Raw genomic sequence first — 19,204 nt, 5'->3', positions numbered from 1 at the left:
CGTCGGTGCAGTCGCTGGAGGATCTGGCGAAGCGGGTACTGGTGCTGCCGACCCGGCATGCACTGGAAGCGGTGATCCGTCGCGATTATCCATCCATCGAATTGCGTTCGGTTAAAACCTACGCCGAAGCCCGTGCCTGGGTTGAAAGCGATGAAGCCTACGTCACCATCGAAAACGAAATCGGCGCCCGGCTTTTTCCGTCGGGCCGGTTGCAGCTCGGGGCTGTGGTGCCGGGCAAATGGGATGCGGATTATCTGGTGGTGCGCAAAGGTCAGCCGCAGTTGCTGAGTATCCTCAACAAGGCGCTTGAGGCGTTTCCTGCGCAGGAGTTGCGCGACCTTCGCCTGAAATGGTTCGGTGGCGCTACCGTGCCACAACCGCCTGGCCTCTGGCAGCGGATTGACCAGTGGGTCTGCTGGGGCATGTTTGTGCTCAGCCTGTTCGGCCTGTTGTCCCTGCTCTGGAATCGGCGGTTGGCGGTGGTGGTCAGGCAGCGGGTCGAGGCCCAAAGGAGCCTGCACGACCAACTCGCATTCCAGCATGCCCTGATGGATGCCATGCCTGACCCGATGTTTGTCCGAGATCTGCAAGGGCGCTTGATCATGTGCAACAAAAGTTATGAGGACGCCTTGTCGACGCGTTTTGACCGGATGCAGGGGCGGCAGTTGATTGAGGTCGATGTCATGCCCAGACAAACCGCGGAACTGCTGCATGCCGAGTTCTTGGCCCAATTGAGTACACGCAGGACGCGCTTCTTCGAGCGTCAATTGATGTTCAAGGACGGTGTCAGGGATATCTACCAGTGGACAGTGCCGTTTTACACGGCCGATGGCCAGCTACGAGGATTGTTGGGGGGATGGGCCGACATCGCCCGGCGCACCCGACAGACGTGATGATTGGGTTTTTTCTCTGTCATGTTCGCCGTGCATGCTCTCTTGACTGGGTTGCAGGTTCGCCTGCAGTCAGTATCCAGAACTTTCTTCTCGGGCCAGCGGTCATTTGTTGTAGGCATGCCCCAGGCACGTTGTTTTCGGACTATTGAGTGGTGATCGGGATGGAAAGTATCAGTTTGTTGCTCGGTGAGGCGCTGAGCCCGTATCAGGTCACACTGACCCCGTCAGGCATTCGTGGCGAATACCGGGTAACCCTGAAGAATGCTATCGGCGTGACGGTGGTCGAGCGCGAGTTCAATCAGGTCCAGTTGAAAGACAAACGCTTGCTGACGGATGTGGTCGACGGTTTGCATCGCGACGTGCTGATCGCTGAAGGACGCCTTGAGCCTTGTGTCATCGCGGCATTGCGTAATGCGGCGCAGGACAAGCTGCTGGCCAGCCGCAGTTGAACGGATATTTGTGGGAACCTTCCGGCGCCCAGGTCAGTCAGACTTTGTAACAGCAGGATCAAGCATTGTGCTCCGGTGCTTGTAGCTTGCTGCTACTGGTCTCCAAGCAGGCCATGTTTAACCCCGAGTCGTCTCCCCACTTCTCGGGGTTTCTTTTGCCCGGGATTTGTCATGGCTGCGCCAGATTGTCGAAAAACGCCTTGGTGTCTTTCAGGTAATCGCTGCGACTCTCCGGATCCAGCCAGGCGGCGTAGGCCTCGTCAAGGCGTTCGCGGGGAAGGGTGCGCAGCACCTGGTTGATCTCGACAATGGCCTGCCGGCCCTTTGGCGTGTCGGTGCAACCGATGTAACCGGACAGGTACTTGCCCGTGCCACGGATCGGATAGAACTGCAATTCATCCTCGGCAATGCCTTGCAGCGAGGCCTGGTAGCGAATTTCCGGGCGATAACCCAATAGCAGGCGCAAGCGTCCCAGGCGCTGCATCTGCAGCAGGCTGCCCAAGGCGTCGTTACCGTAATGAGCGGTCAGCGCGTCGGCTGGCGCTTGCTTGAGCAGTCCGTCGAGGTATTCGCCGTAATTGCGCTCGGCAATAACCCCCCAGTTTTTCGCTGCCGCTGGCGAGCAGCTCTGCCAGGTCCACTTCGCCGTTCTTGATAAAGGGTGCCAGCACTTTCTGGTCGACGCGCCGCACGGCCAGGCCATTGCTCATGGCGCGGAAGACCGGGATGGAAAAGGCGATCCACTGTTCCCGTTCCTTGCTCCAGTTCAGCGCCGCGTCGCAGACGAGGGACGGTTCGTGGAGCATTTGCAATCCACGTGCGCGATTGACCCTCATCACACTGTGCTGGTATTGCGGCATGCCGGCAATCAACAACAGAAGCAGTTGATCGATAACGCCCTGGCCCTTTTTCGGCCCGTCGAAGATCGTCAGCGGCGGCAGGTCGCGCTTGAGCCAGATCAGGGTTTCCCTGGTTTGCGCCAGGGCTGACGGGACCGGCTCAAGGAGCAGGAACAAGGTCGCCAACACGCACAGTAGCCACCCGCCGCGCGACGGGCAGTGTCTAGGGGCCCATGCAGGCAGGCGCCTCGGTTCAGATGGCTCCGTCTTTGCGCAACTGTGCGATCTGTGTCGCGTCATAGCCAAGTTCCTGGAGTACCTGTGCGTTGTGCTCACCCAGTTGCGGCCCGACCCATTCACATTCACCGGGCGTCTCTGAGAGTTTCGGCACAATGCCCGGCATCTTGAAGTCTTTGCCGTCCGGCAGCTTGGCTTGCAGGAACATTTCCCGCGCCAGGTACTGTGGGTCATTGAACATGTCTTCGGCGCTGAAGATCCGGCTGGCCGGCACCTCGGCCTGATTGAGCTGCGCCAGCACCGTGTCGAGCGGCAACGAGTTGACCCAGCGATCGATGACGCCATAAATCTCGTCGCGTCGGGCATCGCGGCCATCGTTGCTGGCAAGCAGAGGGTCGTTGGCCAGGTCTTCCCGGCCAATGATCAGCATGAAGCGTTTGAAAATCGCGTCGCCATTGGCGCCGATCTGCACGTGCTTGCCATCGGCGCTGGTGTGGATCGAGGACGGGGTGATGCCCGGCATGATATTGCCCGTGCGTTCGCGGATGAAACCGAACACGTCGAACTCCGGGACCATGCTTTCCATCATTGCGAAGATGGCTTCGTACAGCGCCACGTCCACCACTTGCCCCTGGCCGCCGTTGACTTCGCGATGACGCAGGGCCATCAACGCGCCGATCACGCCCCAGAGCGCGGCAATCGAGTCGCCGATGGAAATGCCGGTGCGCACCGGTGGCCGGTCTTCGAAGCCGGTGATGTAGCGCAGGCCGCCCATGGATTCACCGACCGCGCCAAAGCCGGGCTGGTCTTTCATCGGGCCGGTCTGGCCGAAACCCGACAGCCGCACCATGACCAGTTTCGGGTTCAGTGCGTGCAGGACGTCCCAGCCCAGGCCGAGTTTTTCCAGGACGCCGGGACGAAAGTTTTCGATCAGGATGTCGGCTTCACCCAGCAGCTGTTTCAGGATCGCCTGACCGTCGGGGTGCTTGAGATTGAGGGTCAGGGACTTTTTGTTGCGGGCCTGGACGAACCACCATAATGAAGTGCCTTCATACAACTTGCGCCATTTGCGCAATGGATCACCGCCGTCCGGGGATTCGATCTTGATCACGTCGGCACCGAATTCAGCGCAAATGCGCGAGGCAAACGGGCCGGCGATCAAGGTGCCCAATTCAATGACTTTCAGACCGGAAAGCGGTTTGGCGGTGAACGGCATGCTGGATCCTGTGGGGCGAAGGTTGGGCGAATAGAGCGTTTTAGCATAGCCGACTGTCCGACGCTCCAGCTTGATTGTGTTCGATTCGTGGATTGCCCGTCGCATCGGTTAGACTTGCCGCCTTTCCTCGTATCAAGAAGCCCGTTCATGGCCCAGCCGTCCACGACCTACAAGTTTGAACTGAACCTCACCGACCTCGACCGCAGCGTCTATGAGAGCGTGAAGCAGACCATCGCCCGTCACCCTTCGGAAACCGAAGAGCGCATGACCGTGCGCCTGCTGGCCTACGCCCTCTGGTACAACGAGCAACTGTCGTTCGGCCGTGGTCTGTCGGAAGTGGATGAACCGGCCTTGTGGGAAAAAAGCCTGGATGACCGCGTCCTGCACTGGATCGAAGTCGGCCAGCCCGATGCCGAGCGCCTGACCTGGTGTTCGCGTCGCACTGAACGCACCAGCCTGCTGGCCTATGGCAGCCTGCGCGTGTGGGAAGGCAAAGTGGTGCCAGCGGTGAAAAACCTGAAGAACGTCAACATCGCTGCCGTGCCTCAGGAAGTCCTGGAAACCCTGGCCAAAGACATGCCCCGCGTTATCAAGTGGGACGTGATGATCAGCGAAGGAACGATTTTCGTCACCGACGACCGTGGTCAGCACGAAGTCCAGTTGCAGTGGCTGGCCGGTGAGCGCGGCTGATTTTTCGCCGCTTTAGCGCGTCACCCGGTTTTATCCTACGTATTGAAGAGAAGCTCCCGTCACCCCATGCGCATCGAACCTCGCCTGCTGCCCGACACCCTGCCATTCCTCGGTGATATTCCGCCGCTGTTGACCCGCCTGTACGCGGCGCGGGGCGTGCAGTCCGAGGCAGAACTGGACAAGAGCCTGGCGCGGTTGATTCCGTTCCAGCAACTCAAGGGCATCGATGCTGCCGTGGATCTGTTGGTGACTGCGCTCGAACAGCGCCAGCGCATTCTGATCGTCGGCGACTTCGATGCCGACGGCGCGACGGCCAGCACCGTAGGCACGCTGGGCCTGCGTTTGTTGGGGGCGGCACATGTCGATTACCTGGTGCCCAACCGATTCGACTACGGCTACGGCCTGACACCGGAAATCGTCGCAGTGGCGCTTGAGCGTCAGCCGCATTTGCTGATCACCGTCGACAACGGCATCTCCAGCGTCGAAGGCGTGGCAGCGGCGAAACAGGCCGGGCTCAAGGTACTCGTCACCGACCACCACTTGCCCGGTGACGAGCTGCCACTGGCCGATGCCATCGTCAATCCGAACCAGCCCGGTTGCGAGTTTCCGAGCAAGGCACTGGCCGGTGTCGGGGTGATTTTCTATGTGCTGATGGCCCTGCGTGCGCGGTTGCGCGAGCTGGGCTGGTACACAAGCAAGCCGCAGCCGAATATCGGCGAACTGCTCGATCTGGTGGCTCTGGGCAGCGTGGCCGACGTGGTGCCGCTGGATGCCAACAACCGGATTCTGGTGCATCAGGGCCTGGAACGGATTCGCGCCGGACGTGCCCGGCCGGGGATCAAGGCGATCCTCGAAGTGGCCAAGCGCGATCATGCGCGCATCACCTCCACCGATCTGGGGTTCATCGTCGGCCCGCGCCTGAACGCCGCAGGGCGCCTGGACGACATGAGCCTGGGCATCGAATGCCTGCTGACCGAAGACGCAGGTCTGGCCCGTGAGATGGCTGCTCAATTGGACGGCATGAACCAGGACCGCAAATCCATCGAGCAAGGCATGCAGCGCGAAGCGCTGGCGCAGCTCAAGGATCTGCCGGTGGAGTCGATGCCGTTCGGCTTGTGCCTGTTCGATCCCGAGTGGCACCAGGGTGTCATCGGTATCCTCGCGTCACGGATGAAAGAGCGCTATTTCCGCCCGACCATCGCCTTTGCCGATGCCGGGGATGGCCTGCTCAAGGGCTCGGGGCGTTCGGTCCAGGGCTTTCACATCCGCGACGCCTTGAGTGTGGTGGCGGCGCAGCATCCGAATCTGATCACCAAATATGGTGGCCACGCGATGGCAGCCGGCCTGACGCTGCCGGAAGCGAATTTCCCTTTGTTCGCCGAAGCCTTTGACACTGAAGTGCGCCGGCAGATGCGCGAAGAAGACCTGACTGGCCGCCTGTTGTCGGACGGTACCCTGGCGGTGGAGGAGTTCCACCTGGAACTGGCCCGTGCCCTGCGGCATGCCGGCCCTTGGGGGCAGCACTTCCCGGAACCGTTGTTTCATGGAGTGTTCCAGTTGGTCGAGCAGCGCGTCGTTGGCGAACGGCACCTTAAAGTCGTGCTCAAAAGTGAATGTGGCTCGGTGAAACTCGACGGCATTGCCTTCGGGATCGACCGCGACATCTGGCCGAATCCGACCATCAAGTGGGTGGAACTGGCCTACAAGCTCGACCTCAACGAGTTTCGTGGCAACGAGACGGTTCAACTGATGATTGCCCACATCGAACCGCGTTGAACCCCCTGTAGGAGCGAGCTTGCTCCGGGCGGCGTTCCGACGATGGACGTGAACGATGGCGCTGGGAACCTGATACCCCGCGGTGTCCTGTCGTCCATCGCGAGCGAGCTCGCTCCTACAAGGGGGCGACATCCGTCGATGTCGACTAGGCTCTAAACACTGCTTGATTTTGGCCTTGTGACGTCTTGTCGAATTTTTTGCCCGCGGGGGCGGGTGTTGTACCTTTTTCCTGTCACTCGTCGACTATTCAAACAGAACCTGGAGCCTGCCCACTGATTCGAGAGGTGCCCCATGAGTCTGCTGCTTGAACCCTTTACCCTTCGCCAATTGACCCTGCCCAACCGCATCGCGGTATCGCCGATGTGCCAGTACTCCAGCGCCGATGGCCTGGCCAATGACTGGCACCTGGTCCACCTCGGCAGCCGCGCTGTCGGCGGGGCCGGGCTGGTGTTTACCGAAGCCACGGCGGTCACCGCCGACGGGCGTATCACGGCCGAGGACCTCGGTCTGTGGAATGACGAACAGATTGAACCCCTGCAACGCATCACCCGCTTCATCACCGCCCAGGGAGCCGTTGCCGGCATTCAGCTGGCCCATGCCGGGCGCAAGGCCAGCACCTACCGGCCGTGGCTCGGCAAGCATGGCAGCGTCAAGCCCGATGAGGGCGGCTGGGTGCCAGTCGGACCTTCACCGATTGCATTCGATCCACAGCACACCCAACCCAGACAGCTCGATGACGGCGAGATCGCCAAGGTCATCCAGGCCTTTGTCGATGCGGCAAAGCGCTCACTGACGGCCGGTTTCAAGGTGGTCGAAGTGCACGCGGCCCATGGTTACCTGCTGCATCAGTTCCTGTCGCCGTTGAGCAATCAGCGTCGCGATCAATATGGCGGTTCGTTCGAAAATCGTATTCGGCTGGTGCTGCAGGTTACCGAAGCGGTGCGTGAGGTGTGGCCTGAAGAGTTGCCGGTGTTTGTCCGGGTCTCGGCCACCGACTGGGTAGAAGACGGCTGGAACCCCGATGAAACGGTGGAGCTGGCGCGCCGCCTCAAAGCCCTGGGGGTCGACCTGATCGACGTCTCGTCGGGCGGGACGGCGGTGAATGCCGAGATTCCCACAGGGCCGGGTTACCAGACCCGCTTCGCCGAACGTGTGCGCAAGGAGTCGGGCATGGCCACCGGTACGGTCGGCATGATCACCGAACCGGCCCAGGCCGAGCACATCCTGCGCACCTGTCAGGCGGACATCATCTTCCTCGCTCGTGAGTTGTTGCGCGATCCGTACTGGGCGCTGCACGCGGACGATGACCTGGGCGGGCACAAGGCCGTGTGGCCGGCGCAATATCAGCGGGCGACTCACCGTGAGCAGCCGATTCATGAATCGGATTTGCGCGACTGAAATCCATCGATAAGAAAAAGCCCCTGAATCGTGAGATTCAGGGGCTTTTGTTTTTGCGGCTGACCGATCAGGCGGCTTCGATCTTGCTGCGGTTCTGTTCGACCTGGTTCAGGTAGCCCTTGAGCTTTTCCTGTTCGGCCGCCGTCGTGAACAAGCCGAGCTTGCTCCGACGCCAGAGGATGTCGTGGGCGCTGGTGGCCCATTCTTCGCTGCACAGATAGTCGACTTCACGGGTGTAGAGACCGCCGCCGATGTGCTCGCCCATATCGCTGAGGTCCTGTACGCCTTCGAGCATGCGCCAGCTGCGGCTGCCATAGGTGGTGGCCCAGCGGCGCGCGATCTCGCTCGGTAGCCAGTCGAATTTGTCGCGGATACGCGAGCTCAAGGCTTGCGGGGTGGTCATGTCTTCACCGCCCGGCAGCGTGGCGCTGGCGGTCCAGCTTGGCTGGATGTGCTTGAAGTACGGTGCCAGTTGCGCCAGCGCCGACTCGGCCAGTTTGCGATAGGTCGTGAGCTTGCCGCCGAACACCGACAGCAACGGAGCCTCTTCGCCAGTGCCAGACAGCGCCAGGGTGTAATCGCGGGTCACGGCCGACGGGTTGTCGGACTCGTCGTTGCACAGCGGCCGCACACCGGAATAGCTGTGCAGGATGTCGTCGCGGCCGATTTGCTTCTTGAAATGGGCGTTGACCACCTTCAACAGGTAATCGGTTTCGCCGTCGGTAATTGCCACTTTCGCCGGATCGCCGGTGTACTCGCGGTCAGTGGTGCCGATCAGCGTGAAGTGATTCAGGTACGGAATGGTGAACACGATGCGCTGATCTTCGTTTTGCAGGATGTGCGCGTGTTCGCCGTCGTACAGTTTCGGCACGATCAGGTGGCTGCCCTGGATCAGGCGGATGCCGTATGGCGATTCCATCTTCAAGTCATCGCGGATGAACTTGGCGACCCAAGGGCCGGCCGCATTGACCAATGCCTTGGCGCGGATCGAAAACAGGCTGCCATCGGCGCGTTCCAGGTGCAGGTGCCACAGGCCCTTGGCGCGGCGTGCGCTGACGCAGCGGGTCTGGGTGTGAACGTGGGCGCCTTTTTCCCGGGCGGCCATGGCGTTCAACACCACCAGGCGCGCGTCGTCTACCCAGCAATCGGAGTATTCGAAGCCCTTGGCGATCTCGCTTTTGAGCGCGCTGTCGGGGCCGAACTTCAGGCTTTTCGAACCTTGCAGTTGCTCGCGCTTGCCCAGGTTGTCATAGAGGAACAGACCGGCGCGGATCATCCACGCGGGGCGCAGGTGCGGGCGATGCGGCAACACGAAACGCATTTGCTTGACGATGTGCGGAGCCTTGGCCAACAACACTTCGCGTTCGGCCAGGGCTTCACGCACCAGGCGGAATTCGTAATGTTCGAGGTAGCGCAGGCCGCCGTGAATCAGCTTGCTGCTGGCCGACGAGGTATGGCTGGCCAGGTCATCCTTTTCACAAAGGAACACCGAGAGACCACGGCCGGCGGCATCCGCTGCGATCCCCACGCCATTGATCCCGCCACCGATGACGGCGATATCGTAGACCTCGGCGAGAGGGGGCGTAGGCAAGGTGGAAGTGGGCATCGGCACGGCCTCGGAATTATTGGATGTTCTGTATTTGAATTCGAACATTAATGTTCATTTGCGAAAATACTAGCCCATAAAGACGCGCACAGCCAGTCAGCTTCGATTGAAAATACTCATCGAATGGCCGCTAAAGGAAAATTTACGAACATTTTGATGCGCGTTATGGCGCAAGAGGGATGCTGTATGTGCGATCGCCTTCGCGGGCAAGCCCGCTCCCACAAGGATCGCACGGGACCTGTGGGAGCGGGCTTGCCCGCGATAGCGCCAGTGTAGGCACTGGAGATGGTGGGGTTAAACGACTTCCAGCCGAACCTTGTGCTGGTTCAACAACTGCGCCAGCGCCGGGGAAGGCTGCTGATCGGTGACCAGGCAATCGACCAGGCTGATCGGTCCCAGGCGAATCATGGCGTTGCGCCCGAACTTGCTGGAGTCGGCCGCGAGGATCACTTGCCGGGCATTGGCAATGATCGTCTGGGATACCCGCACTTCCTGATAGTCGAAGTCCAGCAGACTGCCGTCTTCATCGATGCCGCTGATGCCGACCAGTGCGAAGTCGACCTTGAACTGGTTGATGAAATCGACACTGGCCTGACCCACCACGCCTCCATCGCGCCGCACGTTGCCGCCGGTCAGCAGGACATCGAAATCGTCCTTGGCGCTGAGCATGGAGGCGACGTGCAGGTTGTTGGTGATGATCTTCAGGTGATTGTGATTGAGCAGTGCCCGGGCTATGGATTCGGTGGTCGTGCCGATGTTGATGAACAACGAGGCATGGTCGGGAATCTGCGCGGCAATGGCTTCGCCGATACGCTGTTTCTCATCGCGCATCTGATCGGCGCGCATGGCGTAGGCGGTGTTTTCAACGCTGGAGTCGTAAGCCGCGCCGCCGTGGTAGCGACGCAACAAATTGGCTTCCGCGAGCTGATTGATGTCGCGGCGAATGGTCTGCGGGGTAACAACGAACAACGTCGCCATTTCCTCGATGCTGACATAGCCGCGTTCGCGGACCAGTTCGAGGATTTGCTGCTGACGGGGAGGCAGATTCATGGGGCGTCCTTTGGGCTGCCGTGCAAAATTTGCCCATGATGCCGCAGGAATCCGCTCCCTACCAGTTACATACAGATACGGGGACTGCAGTTCGCTTATTCAGCCTCGTCTTCAGCCGCCCAATTACGGGTGCGGCTGACCGCTTTTTTCCATCCTGCGTAGAGTTTTTCCTTCGCCGTTTCATCCAGCGTCGGTTCGAACTGGCGTTCGATCACGGCCTTGCCGCGCAACTCTTCCAGGCTACCCCAGAAGCCGCAGGCCAGACCTGCCAGGTAAGCAGCGCCCAGTGCCGTGGTTTCGCGCATTTGCGGGCGCTCGACCTGCGTACCGAGGATGTCGGCCTGGAACTGCATGAGGAAGTTGTTGGCCACCGCGCCGCCATCCACGCGCAGGGCCTTGAGGCGTTCGCCGGAGTCCTGTTGCATGGCGTCGAGCACGTCGCGGGTCTGGTAGGCAATCGACTCCAGTGCGGCACGAATGATGTGATCCACGCGGACACCGCGGGTCAGGCCGAACAGTGCGCCACGGGCGTACGGGTCCCAGTAGGGAGCGCCAAGACCGGTGAAGGCTGGCACCAGATACACGCCGTTGCTGTCCTTGACCTTGTTGGCGAAGTATTCGGTGTCGTGGGCGTCGTTGATGATCTTCAGTTCGTCACGCAGCCACTGCACGGTAGAACCGCCGTTGAACACCGCGCCTTCCAGCGCGTAAGCCACTTCGCCACGTGGGCCGCAAGCGATGGTAGTGAGCATGCCGTGTTGGGATTTCACGGCTTTGTCGCCGGTGTTCATCAACAGGAAGCAGCCAGTGCCGTAGGTGTTTTTCGCCTGGCCTGGCTCGACGCACATCTGGCCGAACAGGGCGGCTTGCTGGTCGCCAGCGATGCCGCCGATGGCGATACCGCTTTTGGTACGGCCATAAATCTCCGAGGACGATTTAACTTCCGGCAGCATTTCGCGCGGAATATCCAGTACCTCCAGCATCTTCGCGTCCCACTCCAGGGTGTGGATGTTGAAGAGCATGGTGCGCGAAGCGTTGGTGTAGTCGGTGACATGCACCTTGCCGCCGGTAAATTTCCAGATCAGCCAGCTGTCGACGGTGCCGAACAACAGCTCACCGTTACGCGCGCGCTCGCGGCTGCCTTCGACGTTGTCGAGGATCCACTTCAGCTTGGTGCCGGAGAAATATGGGTCGGTGACCAGGCCGGTAGTGTCGCTGATGTATTGCTCGTGGCCATCGCGCTTGAGCTGCTGGCAGATCTCGGTGCTGCGTCGGCACTGCCAGACGATCGCGTTGTAGATCGGGCGGCCGGTGTTCTTGTCCCAGACTACGGTGGTTTCGCGCTGGTTGGTGATACCGATCGCGGCCACCTGGTCGTGGTGCAGGCCGGCTTGTGCCAGGGCCTCGACCATCACGGCGCTTTGAGTGGCAAAAATTTCCATTGGGTCATGTTCAACCCAGCCGGCTTGCGGGTAATGCTGGGCGAACTCCCGTTGGGCGGTGCAGACCACGTTTGCGTCGCGGTCGAAAATGATCGCGCGGGAGCTGGTCGTACCCTGATCGAGGGCAATGATGTAGTTCTTATTCTGTGTGTCGGTCATGTCGATTGCCTTGGACGAAATAAGGGAGTGAGGTCTGGCGCGCGATCAAAGGGCAGGGGCACGCGCCAACGGTATCAAGAAGTTCTGGGTTTGCCGTCAATGGCAGCTGTTGCATCCTTTGTAGCAGGTACGGCGCTGGGCAGATGGCGGGCAATCAACCCGCGATAGGCTGTAGCACCGAGGCAGGCACCGACAATCGGTGCAAAAACAGGAATCAGGAAATACGGAATATCGCGTCCGCCAGTGAAGGAAATTTCACCCCAGCCAGCGAAGAAAGTCATCAGTTTAGGACCGAAGTCCCGCGCAGGGTTCATGGCAAAACCGGTCAGCGGTCCCATCGAACTGCCGATCACCGCAATCAGCAGGCCGATCAGCAGCGGTGCCAGCGGGCCTTTGGGCAGACCATTGTTGTCATCGGTCAGGGACATGATCACGCCCATCAGGATGGCCGTGATGATCACCTCGACCAGAAATGCCTGGGCGGTGGTCAGCACAGGATTCGGAAAGGTGGAGAACACGGAGGCCAATTCAAGGCTGGCTTGAGTGCCGCGTACCATGTGGTGCGTTTGTTCGAATTCGAAGAATAGATTGCTGTAGAGCGTGTAAACCAACAGCGCCCCACAGAAGGCCCCCGCCACTTGGGCGAGTACGTAGAAAGGCAATTTACGTTTTTCGAAGTCCGCGAAAATGCTCAGGGCAATGCTGACGGCAGGGTTCAGATGCGCACCGGAAACTCCGGCGGTGAGGTAGATCGCCATGCTGACGCCGACACCCCAGATAACGCTGATTTCCCACAAGCCAAAGCTGGCACCCGCGACCTTGAGCGCGGCAACACAACCTGTACCAAAAAAGATCAGCAGCGCTGTACCCAGAAACTCGGCCATGCATTGGCTCGAGAGCGACGGTTGTTGTAAAGCAGTTGTCATTGAAACCTCATTTTTTTTGTTGTCTGGCGCTTTTTTCCATCATGGTCGGAGCGCGTTTTTCGCCGAGGCAGGATCCCCATCCTGGTCGCGGTTTACTGCTGGGTGCAGCGGTAGGACGTTTCGTACAGTTTCACAAACGAAAAAATATAGACAAGAAACGCTGCTGTCAAAGGTCGAAAGTGAACCGTCGGTCACAAAAAAACCATTCGTTGCATGAATGAATGAGTCATTGCGCAATGGGATGGCCAGGCAATGGCGTTATGGATGCGCCGCCGTAGAGCCTTTTAACGATCAATGTCCTAGAATCCGGCGCAGTATTTTTCTTCTGCCGCCCAGTCTGGAGCTGTCATGACCCCCGCATTGGATTTGTTGAAAAAGGTTCGGGCCGAACATCGCGTACACAGTTACGAACATGACCCCAAGGCCGCCTCCTACGGGTTGGAAGCGGCGGAAAAACTCGGGCTCGATCCGGCGCAGGTGTTCAAGACTTTGCTGGCGGCCAGCGAAAAGGGCGAGTTGCTGGTGGCCGTGGTGCCGGTTGTCGGCAGCCTGGACTTGAAAGGGCTGGCCCACGCCGCGGGCGTGAAGAAGGTCGAAATGGCCGACCCGGCGGCGGCGCAGCGCTCCACTGGTTATCTGTTGGGCGGGATCAGCCCGCTGGGGCAGAAAAAGCGTTTGCGTACTTTCATTGATAATTCGGCCCAGCCTTTTGCCAGCATTTTTGTCAGTGCGGGCCGACGTGGACTGGAAGTCGAACTGGCGCCGGCCGTGCTGGCCGAACACACCCAGGCGAAGTTTGCCGATATCGGCCGTGCGTGAGCGTCGAAGCAGGTGCAGCGCTGTATGGTGAAAATCAGCCTGCTCTGTCACTGGCGCCGGCTGGGCCAGCGCGGCATGCTCAGCGGTCTGACAAAGGGAGAAGGTTATGCAACTGGAGTTTCATCAGGTCGACGCGTTCAGCAATCAACCATTCAGCGGTAATCCGGCGATGGTCTATCGGCTCGATACCTGGCTCGCCGATGAGTTGATGCAAAAGATTGCCGCCGAACACAACCTCGCCGAAACGGCGTTTGTCGTACGTGAAGGGCAGGGCTGGCACATCCGCTGGTTTACGCCGACCACCGAGGTGCCATTGTGTGGTCACGCGACGCTGGCTAGCGCCTATGTGCTGTTTGAGATCTATAAAGAGCCCGTCGAACGACTGGACTTCACCTGCAAGTCCGGCCCGTTGAGCGTGACGCGGGAGGGCGCAGGCCTGTGGCTGGACTTCCCGGCGATCACTGCGTCGCCGGTGAACGTGATCTCGGACATCGAGCGTGCACTGGGCGTGAAGGCTGTCGAGGTACTGGCTTCGAATGAGCTGTTCGTGGTGCTGGAGTCGGAGCAAGCCGTGCTCGACTGCAAGCCGGACATGGTGGCCCTGGCGAAACTGCCATGGTTGGGCGCCATCGTGACGGCGCGGGGCGAGCAGCACGATTTCGTTTCCCGCTACTTCGCCCCGGCAATCGGCATCAATGAAGACCCGGTGACCGGATCGACCCATTGTCTTCTGATTCCGTACTGGTCAAAGCGTTTGGGCAAGTCGAGCCTGACGGCTTTTCAGCGTTCGGCGCGGGGTGGGGAATTGTTCTGTCGACTGGAAGGCGATCGGGTGAAGATCGGTGGGAACGCGACGCTCGTGGCGAGTGGAACGCTGATGTTGGGCTGACGCAAATCCAGTGTGGGAGCGAGCTTGCTCGCGAAGACGGACAGTCAGTTAACATCATCATCGACTGACACTCCGCCTTCGCGAGCAAGCCCGCTCCCACATTTAATCCATGTTTGTCAGTTAGCGGTGCTGTAGCGGCGGACACCGGATTCAGCCGCCGGAATCTGCGCCGCGGTGCTGCCTGACGCCTGGAACAACACCAGGTGTTCAGCCGCGACACGAATACCCACATCCGCCCCAACCTGACGATCGACATGGCTCGGGAAAATCGACTCCAGTTGTGCGCCTGTCGGCAGTTGCAAGCGATACAGGGTCGATGCACCCAGGAACGTCTTGCCGGCAATTCGCGCCTTCAGTGCGCTGTCCGGCGCATAGACGATATCGTCCGGGCGCAGCAGTACGTCCACGGCGCCGCCTACCGGCCAGGTGTAGGCCCGATTGCCGCGCAACTCACCCAGCTCGGTCTGCACCGATTCGGGGCTGCTCAACTGGCCGCGAATGAAATAGCCCTGGCCGATGAAACTCGCCACGAAGGGTGTCAGCGGTTCGTGATACAGGTTGTAGGGCGTATCCCACTGTTCCAGGCGACCTTCCTTGAACACCCCAACGTGGTCGCTGACCGCGAAGGCTTCTTCCTGGTCGTGAGTCACCAGAATCGCGCTGGTGCCACGGGCCTTGAGGATGTCGCGTACTTCATGGCTGAGCTTGCGGCGCAATTCGCCATCGAGGTTGGAGAACGGTTCGTCGAGCAACAGCAGTTGCGGTTCCGGCGCCAAGGCGCGGGCCAGGGCGACACGTTGCTGCTGCCCACCGGAAAGTTCGTGGGGGAAGCGCTTGCCGAGGTTCTTCAGGTTGACCAGTTCCAGCAGCTCTTCAGTCACGCGATCCTTTTGCGGATGCTTGCGAATGCCGAAGGCGATGTTGTCGGCCACGCTCAAATGCGGAAACAGCGCGTAGTCCTGGAACACCATGCCGATGCGACGTTTCTCCGGAGCGAGGGTGAAACCGGCGCTGGAGATGGTCTCGCCAGCCAGCTGGATTTCGCCTTCGTGAACCGGTTCGAAACCGGCAATCGCCCGCAGGGTGGTGGTCTTGCCGCAGCCTGAAGAGCCCAGCAGGCAACCGATGTCGCCTGCGTTGAGGTGCAGGTTGAGGTTCTGCACCACGCGTTGGTCTTGATAGCCGCAGGCGAGGTTGCGCAGGTTGAGCAGTAATGGCTGGCTCATGCGTGGTGGTACGAAGGCGGAACGAGGAATTCGAGCAAGGCCTTTTGCGCGTGCAGACGGTTTTCGGCTTGATCCCAGGCCACCGAGCGCGGGTCGTCGAGCAGGTCGACGCTGATTTCCTCACCACGGTGCGCCGGCAGGCAGTGCATGAACAGTACGTCGTCAGCAGCCAGGTCGAGCAGGGCGCGGTTGACCTGATACGGTGCGAACAGTTGCAGGCGCTTGGCGGTTTCCTCTTCCTGGCCCATGGAGGTCCAGACGTCGGTGCTCACCAGGTGTGCGCCACGCACGGCTTCCTTCGGGTCGCGAACGATGGTGACCCGATCGCCGGCCTTGGCCAGGAACACCGGGTTGGGTTCGTAGCCTTCAGGGCAGGCAACGCGCAACTGGAAGTCGAACTGGATCGCCGCCTCTATATAGCTGTTGCACATGTTGTTGCCGTCGCCGATCCAGGCCACGGACTTGCCCTGGATGGAGCCGCGGTGTTCGAGGAAGGTCTGCATGTCCGCCAGCAACTGGCAAGGGTGCAGGTCGTCGGACAGGCCATTGATCAGCGGAACGCGCGAATTGGCGGCGAATTCGGTCAGAGTGCTGTGGGAAAACGTACGGATCATTACAGCGTCGAGCATGCTCGACATGACAATGGCGGCGTCGCCGATCGGCTCGCCACGGCCCAGTTGGGTGTCACGGGGCGACAGGAAGATCGCCTGGCCGCCGAGCTGGATCATGCCGGCCTCGAAGGAGATCCGGGTACGGGTCGAGGACTTCTCGAAAATCATCCCCAGGACGCGGTTTTTCAGAGGCTCGAACAGTACGCCGCGGTTACGCAGGTCCTTGAGCTCAACGCCTCGACGGATCACGCTGACCAGCTCTTCGGGCGTGCAATCCATCAGGGAGAGAAAGTGCCTTGCGCTCATCATTGACTACCTTTTGCTACAAACCGCAGATGCTCAAAGCCTTGTTTAACGGAACAACGGGCGAGACCTGCGGCGTAAGCCGCACGGGGCGACGAAATAGGGGAAGGCGCGATCTTATAATTAAATGTCGCGTCTTACCAATAGGGCTACAGTTTTTAGGGAGTTTCAGAGGGGCTACGGGTTCACCGAGGTAGCGCTTTTGAAGCCTGTTTCCTGATAGCAGCGGTTCATTTGTACACCGGCCTCTCGGGGCTTGGCAATCAGGCTGGGCGGCAATGGTGCGCTGACAGTCGGTTTCTGACCTGTCATTCATCAGCGCCGGGCTCGACGGATCGTCGAACTGACCAGCGTGCATGGCCCCTCGGGCCGATTGAAACCCTTCAGGACATCCATTTTCAGGTGCCACCCAGGCTGCCTTCGAACTGAACTCCGGCGGCCATCGGCTGGCCTGATAACCCTCGATTCACAAGACGAACGTCGCTGGCGCGCAGTCGGGTCTGGCGCCATAGTTTTGTTTCCGCGGCCAACGCTGCCCGCCCATGACAAGACAGAAACTGGCCATGACCAAGACTCTCCATCACCGTGCGTGCCATTTGTGCGAAGCCATCTGTGGCCTGACCATCGAAACCACCAGGGTCGAAGGCGGTAACGTCCAGATCACTTCGATCAAGGGCGACCCCCAGGATACGTTCAGCCGTGGGCACATCTGCCCCAAGGCCGTGGCCCTGCAAGACATTCAGAACGATCCGGATCGCCTGCATCAGCCGATGCAGCGGGTGGGCAATGAGTGGCAGCCGATCGAGTGGGAAGCGGCATTCAATCTGGTCGCCGAACGCCTCGCCGCCATTCAGGAGCGTCACGGGCAAAACGCCGTGGCGGTCTATCAGGGCAACCCGAGCGTGCACAATTACGGGTTGATGACCCACAGCAATTACTTCCTCGGCCTGTTGAAAACCCGCAACCGGTTTTCCGCGACGTCGGTCGATCAATTGCCCCATCACCTGACCAGTCATTTGATGTACGGCCATGGTTTGCTGCTGCCGATCCCGGACATCGATCACACCGATTTCATGCTGATCCTGGGCGGCAATCCGCTGGCTTCGAACGGCAGCATCATGACCGTGCCGGATGTGGAAAAACGCTTGAAGGCGATACAGGCCAAGGGCGGCAAAGTGGTGGTGGTCGATCCGCGCCGTAGTGAGACGGCGGCGATTGCCGATCAGCATCTGTTCGTGCGCCCGGGTGGTGATGCCGCGCTGTTGTTCGGCATGCTCAATACCTTGTTTGCTGAAGCTCTGACCCGCGACAGCCATTTGCCGGTGGACGGCCTGGAGGAAGTACGGGAGGCCGTCGCGCCGTTCACCGCCGAGGCCATGAGCCCGTTGTGCGCCGTACCGGCCGAACAGATCCGCCAGTTGGCGCGGGACTTCGCCGCGGCACCGAGTGCAGTCTGCTATGGCCGCATGGGCGTTTCGACCCAGGCCTTCGGTACGCTGTGCCACTGGGTGGTGCAGTTGATCAATCTGGTCACCGGCAATCTCGATCGCGTGGGTGGTGCCTTGTGCACGGAACCGGCGGTGGATCTGGTGGCAACGACTTCGGGCGGGCATTTCAATCTGTGGCAGAGCCGGGTTTCCGGGCGCCCGGAGTACGCCGGAGAACTGCCTGTCTCGGCGCTGGCCGAAGAGATGCTCACTGAAGGGGAAGGGCAAGTCCGCGCGTTGATCACCGTGGCTGGCAATCCGGTGCTGTCCACGCCCAATGGCCGAAAGCTCGAGCAGGCGCTGGACGGGCTGGAGTTCATGGTCAGTATCGACCTGTACATCAATGAAACCACGCGTTACGCCGACCTGATCCTGCCGTCGACATCGGCGCTGGAAAACGACCATTACGACACCACGTTCAATCTGTTTGCAGTGCGCAACGTCAGCCGTTTCAACCGCGCCATCCTCGCCAAGCCCGAAGGTGCATTGCACGACTGGGAAATTTTCGTCGGCCTGGCCAAGGCATTTGCCGCCAGGACCGGCAAAGAGCTGAAGCCCACCATCGCTCCTGCGCAAATGATCGATCGCGGCCTGCGCATGGGAATGTACGGCGACAATTCAGAGCACAAGCTGTCGTTGGCGACTTTGTTCGATCATCCCCATGGCGTCGATCTGGGCGCGCTCAAGCCTAACCTGGCACCACGCCTGAAGACTGCCAATCAACGCATCCAGGCCGCCCCGGCCGCGATTCTCGCTGACCTGGCGCGCTTCGCAGCCTTGCAGGCGCCGGCCGCCGACGAGTTGTTGATGATTGGCCGCCGGCATGTCCGCAGCAACAACTCATGGATGCATAACTATCATCGGTTGGTGAAAGGCAAGCCACGTCACCAGTTGCTGATGCATCCGGACGATCTGGCCAGTCGCGGGCTCAGTGACGGGCAGCGCGTTCGGGTCAGCTCGCGGGTGGGGGTGATCGAAGTCGAAGTGCTTGGCAGTCTGGACATGATGAAAGGCGTGGTCAGCCTGCCTCACGGCTGGGGTCACGCGCGGCCGGGCGTGCAAATGACGATTGCCAGCAGCCAGCCGGGCTCGAGCGCCAACGACCTGACCGACGACTGCCAGCTTGACGAGTTGTCGGGAAATGCCGCACTCAATGGCGTGCCAGTGACCGTGGCGGCGGCTTGAATC

The 19,204-nt window shown here is 60.4% G+C and carries 16 protein-coding genes and 1 pseudogene; 9 read left to right on the top strand and 8 right to left on the bottom strand.

Annotated features, from left to right (window positions below; all coding sequences use genetic code 11):
* Together KGB28_RS22225 and KGB28_RS22220 are read left to right on the top strand one after the other, a co-directional pair.
* Positions 1–893, top strand: an 893-nt coding sequence (locus tag KGB28_RS22225) for a PAS domain-containing protein (RefSeq protein WP_223447893.1), incomplete at its 5' end; no start/stop codon positions are given.
* A 161-nt stretch (positions 894–1,054) separates the two neighbouring features.
* Positions 1,055–1,342: a DUF3509 domain-containing protein gene (locus KGB28_RS22220; protein WP_223447892.1), complete on the top strand. Its 288-nt coding sequence runs from the start codon at positions 1,055–1,057 to the stop codon at positions 1,340–1,342.
* Between the two features lie 169 nt (positions 1,343–1,511).
* Here the strand turns inward: KGB28_RS22220 and KGB28_RS22215 are convergent.
* Positions 1,512–2,481: pseudogene (locus KGB28_RS22215) on the bottom strand (TIGR02285 family protein).
* Entirely contained in the window at positions 2,435–3,634 is a 1,200-nt protein-coding gene (locus KGB28_RS22210; RefSeq protein WP_150759557.1) for a CaiB/BaiF CoA transferase family protein, read from the bottom strand. Before KGB28_RS22210 ends, KGB28_RS22215 begins: the two are co-directional and overlap by 47 nt.
* A gap of 147 nt (positions 3,635–3,781) precedes the next feature.
* On the opposite strand from KGB28_RS22210, the gene KGB28_RS22205 reads away from it, so the two are divergent.
* From KGB28_RS22205 to KGB28_RS22195, 3 genes are all read left to right on the top strand, one after another.
* Positions 3,782–4,324 (top strand): YaeQ family protein, encoded by a 543-nt coding sequence (locus KGB28_RS22205; RefSeq protein ID WP_007971297.1) that lies wholly within the window; start codon positions 3,782–3,784, stop codon positions 4,322–4,324.
* Between the two features lie 66 nt (positions 4,325–4,390).
* Positions 4,391–6,100 carry a single-stranded-DNA-specific exonuclease RecJ gene (gene recJ / locus KGB28_RS22200; protein WP_223447891.1) on the top strand — a complete coding sequence of 570 codons (1,710 nt, stop codon included), beginning with the start codon at positions 4,391–4,393 and terminating at the stop codon, positions 6,098–6,100.
* A 291-nt stretch (positions 6,101–6,391) separates the two neighbouring features.
* Positions 6,392–7,498, top strand: a complete 1,107-nt coding sequence (locus KGB28_RS22195) for an NADH:flavin oxidoreductase/NADH oxidase (protein WP_223447890.1) — start codon at positions 6,392–6,394, stop codon at positions 7,496–7,498.
* Positions 7,499–7,565: 67 nt separating this feature from the next.
* Here KGB28_RS22195 and glpD read toward each other — a convergent pair whose 3' ends face one another.
* The 4 genes from glpD to KGB28_RS22175 form a co-directional block, all read right to left on the bottom strand.
* Positions 7,566–9,104 (bottom strand): glycerol-3-phosphate dehydrogenase, encoded by a 1,539-nt coding sequence (gene glpD, locus KGB28_RS22190; RefSeq protein WP_223447889.1) that lies wholly within the window; start codon positions 9,102–9,104, stop codon positions 7,566–7,568.
* Positions 9,105–9,398: 294 nt separating this feature from the next.
* A complete protein-coding gene (locus KGB28_RS22185) occupies positions 9,399–10,154 on the bottom strand; it encodes a DeoR family transcriptional regulator (protein ID WP_223447888.1) in 756 nt (251 codons plus the stop codon).
* A 95-nt stretch (positions 10,155–10,249) separates the two neighbouring features.
* Complete coding sequence (gene glpK, locus KGB28_RS22180) at positions 10,250–11,755, bottom strand: glycerol kinase GlpK (RefSeq protein WP_223447887.1); 1,506 nt, start codon at positions 11,753–11,755, stop codon at positions 10,250–10,252.
* A gap of 74 nt (positions 11,756–11,829) precedes the next feature.
* On the bottom strand, positions 11,830–12,627 hold the full coding sequence (locus KGB28_RS22175) for an MIP/aquaporin family protein (RefSeq protein ID WP_223447894.1): 798 nt from the start codon (positions 12,625–12,627) through the stop codon (positions 11,830–11,832).
* On the opposite strand from KGB28_RS22175, the gene KGB28_RS22170 reads away from it, so the two are divergent.
* From KGB28_RS22170 to KGB28_RS22160, 3 genes are all read left to right on the top strand, one after another.
* A complete protein-coding gene (locus KGB28_RS22170; protein ID WP_223447895.1) occupies positions 12,512–12,898 on the top strand; it encodes a hypothetical protein in 387 nt (128 codons plus the stop codon). The genes KGB28_RS22175 and KGB28_RS22170 overlap by 116 nt on opposite strands.
* A 131-nt stretch (positions 12,899–13,029) precedes the next feature.
* Positions 13,030–13,500, top strand: a complete 471-nt coding sequence (gene ybaK / locus KGB28_RS22165) for a Cys-tRNA(Pro) deacylase (protein ID WP_007971306.1) — start codon at positions 13,030–13,032, stop codon at positions 13,498–13,500.
* Positions 13,501–13,606: 106 nt separating this feature from the next.
* Positions 13,607–14,389 carry a PhzF family phenazine biosynthesis protein gene (locus KGB28_RS22160; RefSeq protein ID WP_223447886.1) on the top strand — a complete coding sequence of 261 codons (783 nt, stop codon included), beginning with the start codon at positions 13,607–13,609 and terminating at the stop codon, positions 14,387–14,389.
* 116 nt (positions 14,390–14,505) lie between these two features.
* Here KGB28_RS22160 and KGB28_RS22155 read toward each other — a convergent pair whose 3' ends face one another.
* Together KGB28_RS22155 and argF are read right to left on the bottom strand one after the other, a co-directional pair.
* A complete protein-coding gene (locus KGB28_RS22155) occupies positions 14,506–15,615 on the bottom strand; it encodes an ABC transporter ATP-binding protein (protein WP_223447885.1) in 1,110 nt (369 codons plus the stop codon).
* The gene (gene argF / locus KGB28_RS22150; RefSeq protein WP_223447884.1) at positions 15,612–16,532 is read right to left on the bottom strand and encodes an ornithine carbamoyltransferase; all 921 of its coding nucleotides are present in this window, start codon (positions 16,530–16,532) and stop codon (positions 15,612–15,614) included. The genes KGB28_RS22155 and argF overlap by 4 nt, the downstream gene beginning before the upstream one ends.
* Positions 16,533–17,092: 560 nt before the next feature.
* Here argF and KGB28_RS22145 point away from each other — a divergent pair.
* Positions 17,093–19,201, top strand: a complete 2,109-nt coding sequence (locus tag KGB28_RS22145) for a molybdopterin oxidoreductase family protein (protein ID WP_223447883.1) — start codon at positions 17,093–17,095, stop codon at positions 19,199–19,201.
* Positions 19,202–19,204: the final 3 nt, after the last annotated feature.

Origin of the sequence: Pseudomonas sp. BF-R-19, assembly GCF_019956445.1 — a bacterium.
In the GTDB taxonomy this organism is placed as follows: domain Bacteria; phylum Pseudomonadota; class Gammaproteobacteria; order Pseudomonadales; family Pseudomonadaceae; genus Aquipseudomonas; species Aquipseudomonas fluorescens_BH.
This window is presented reverse-complemented; position numbering and strand designations above follow the sequence as displayed.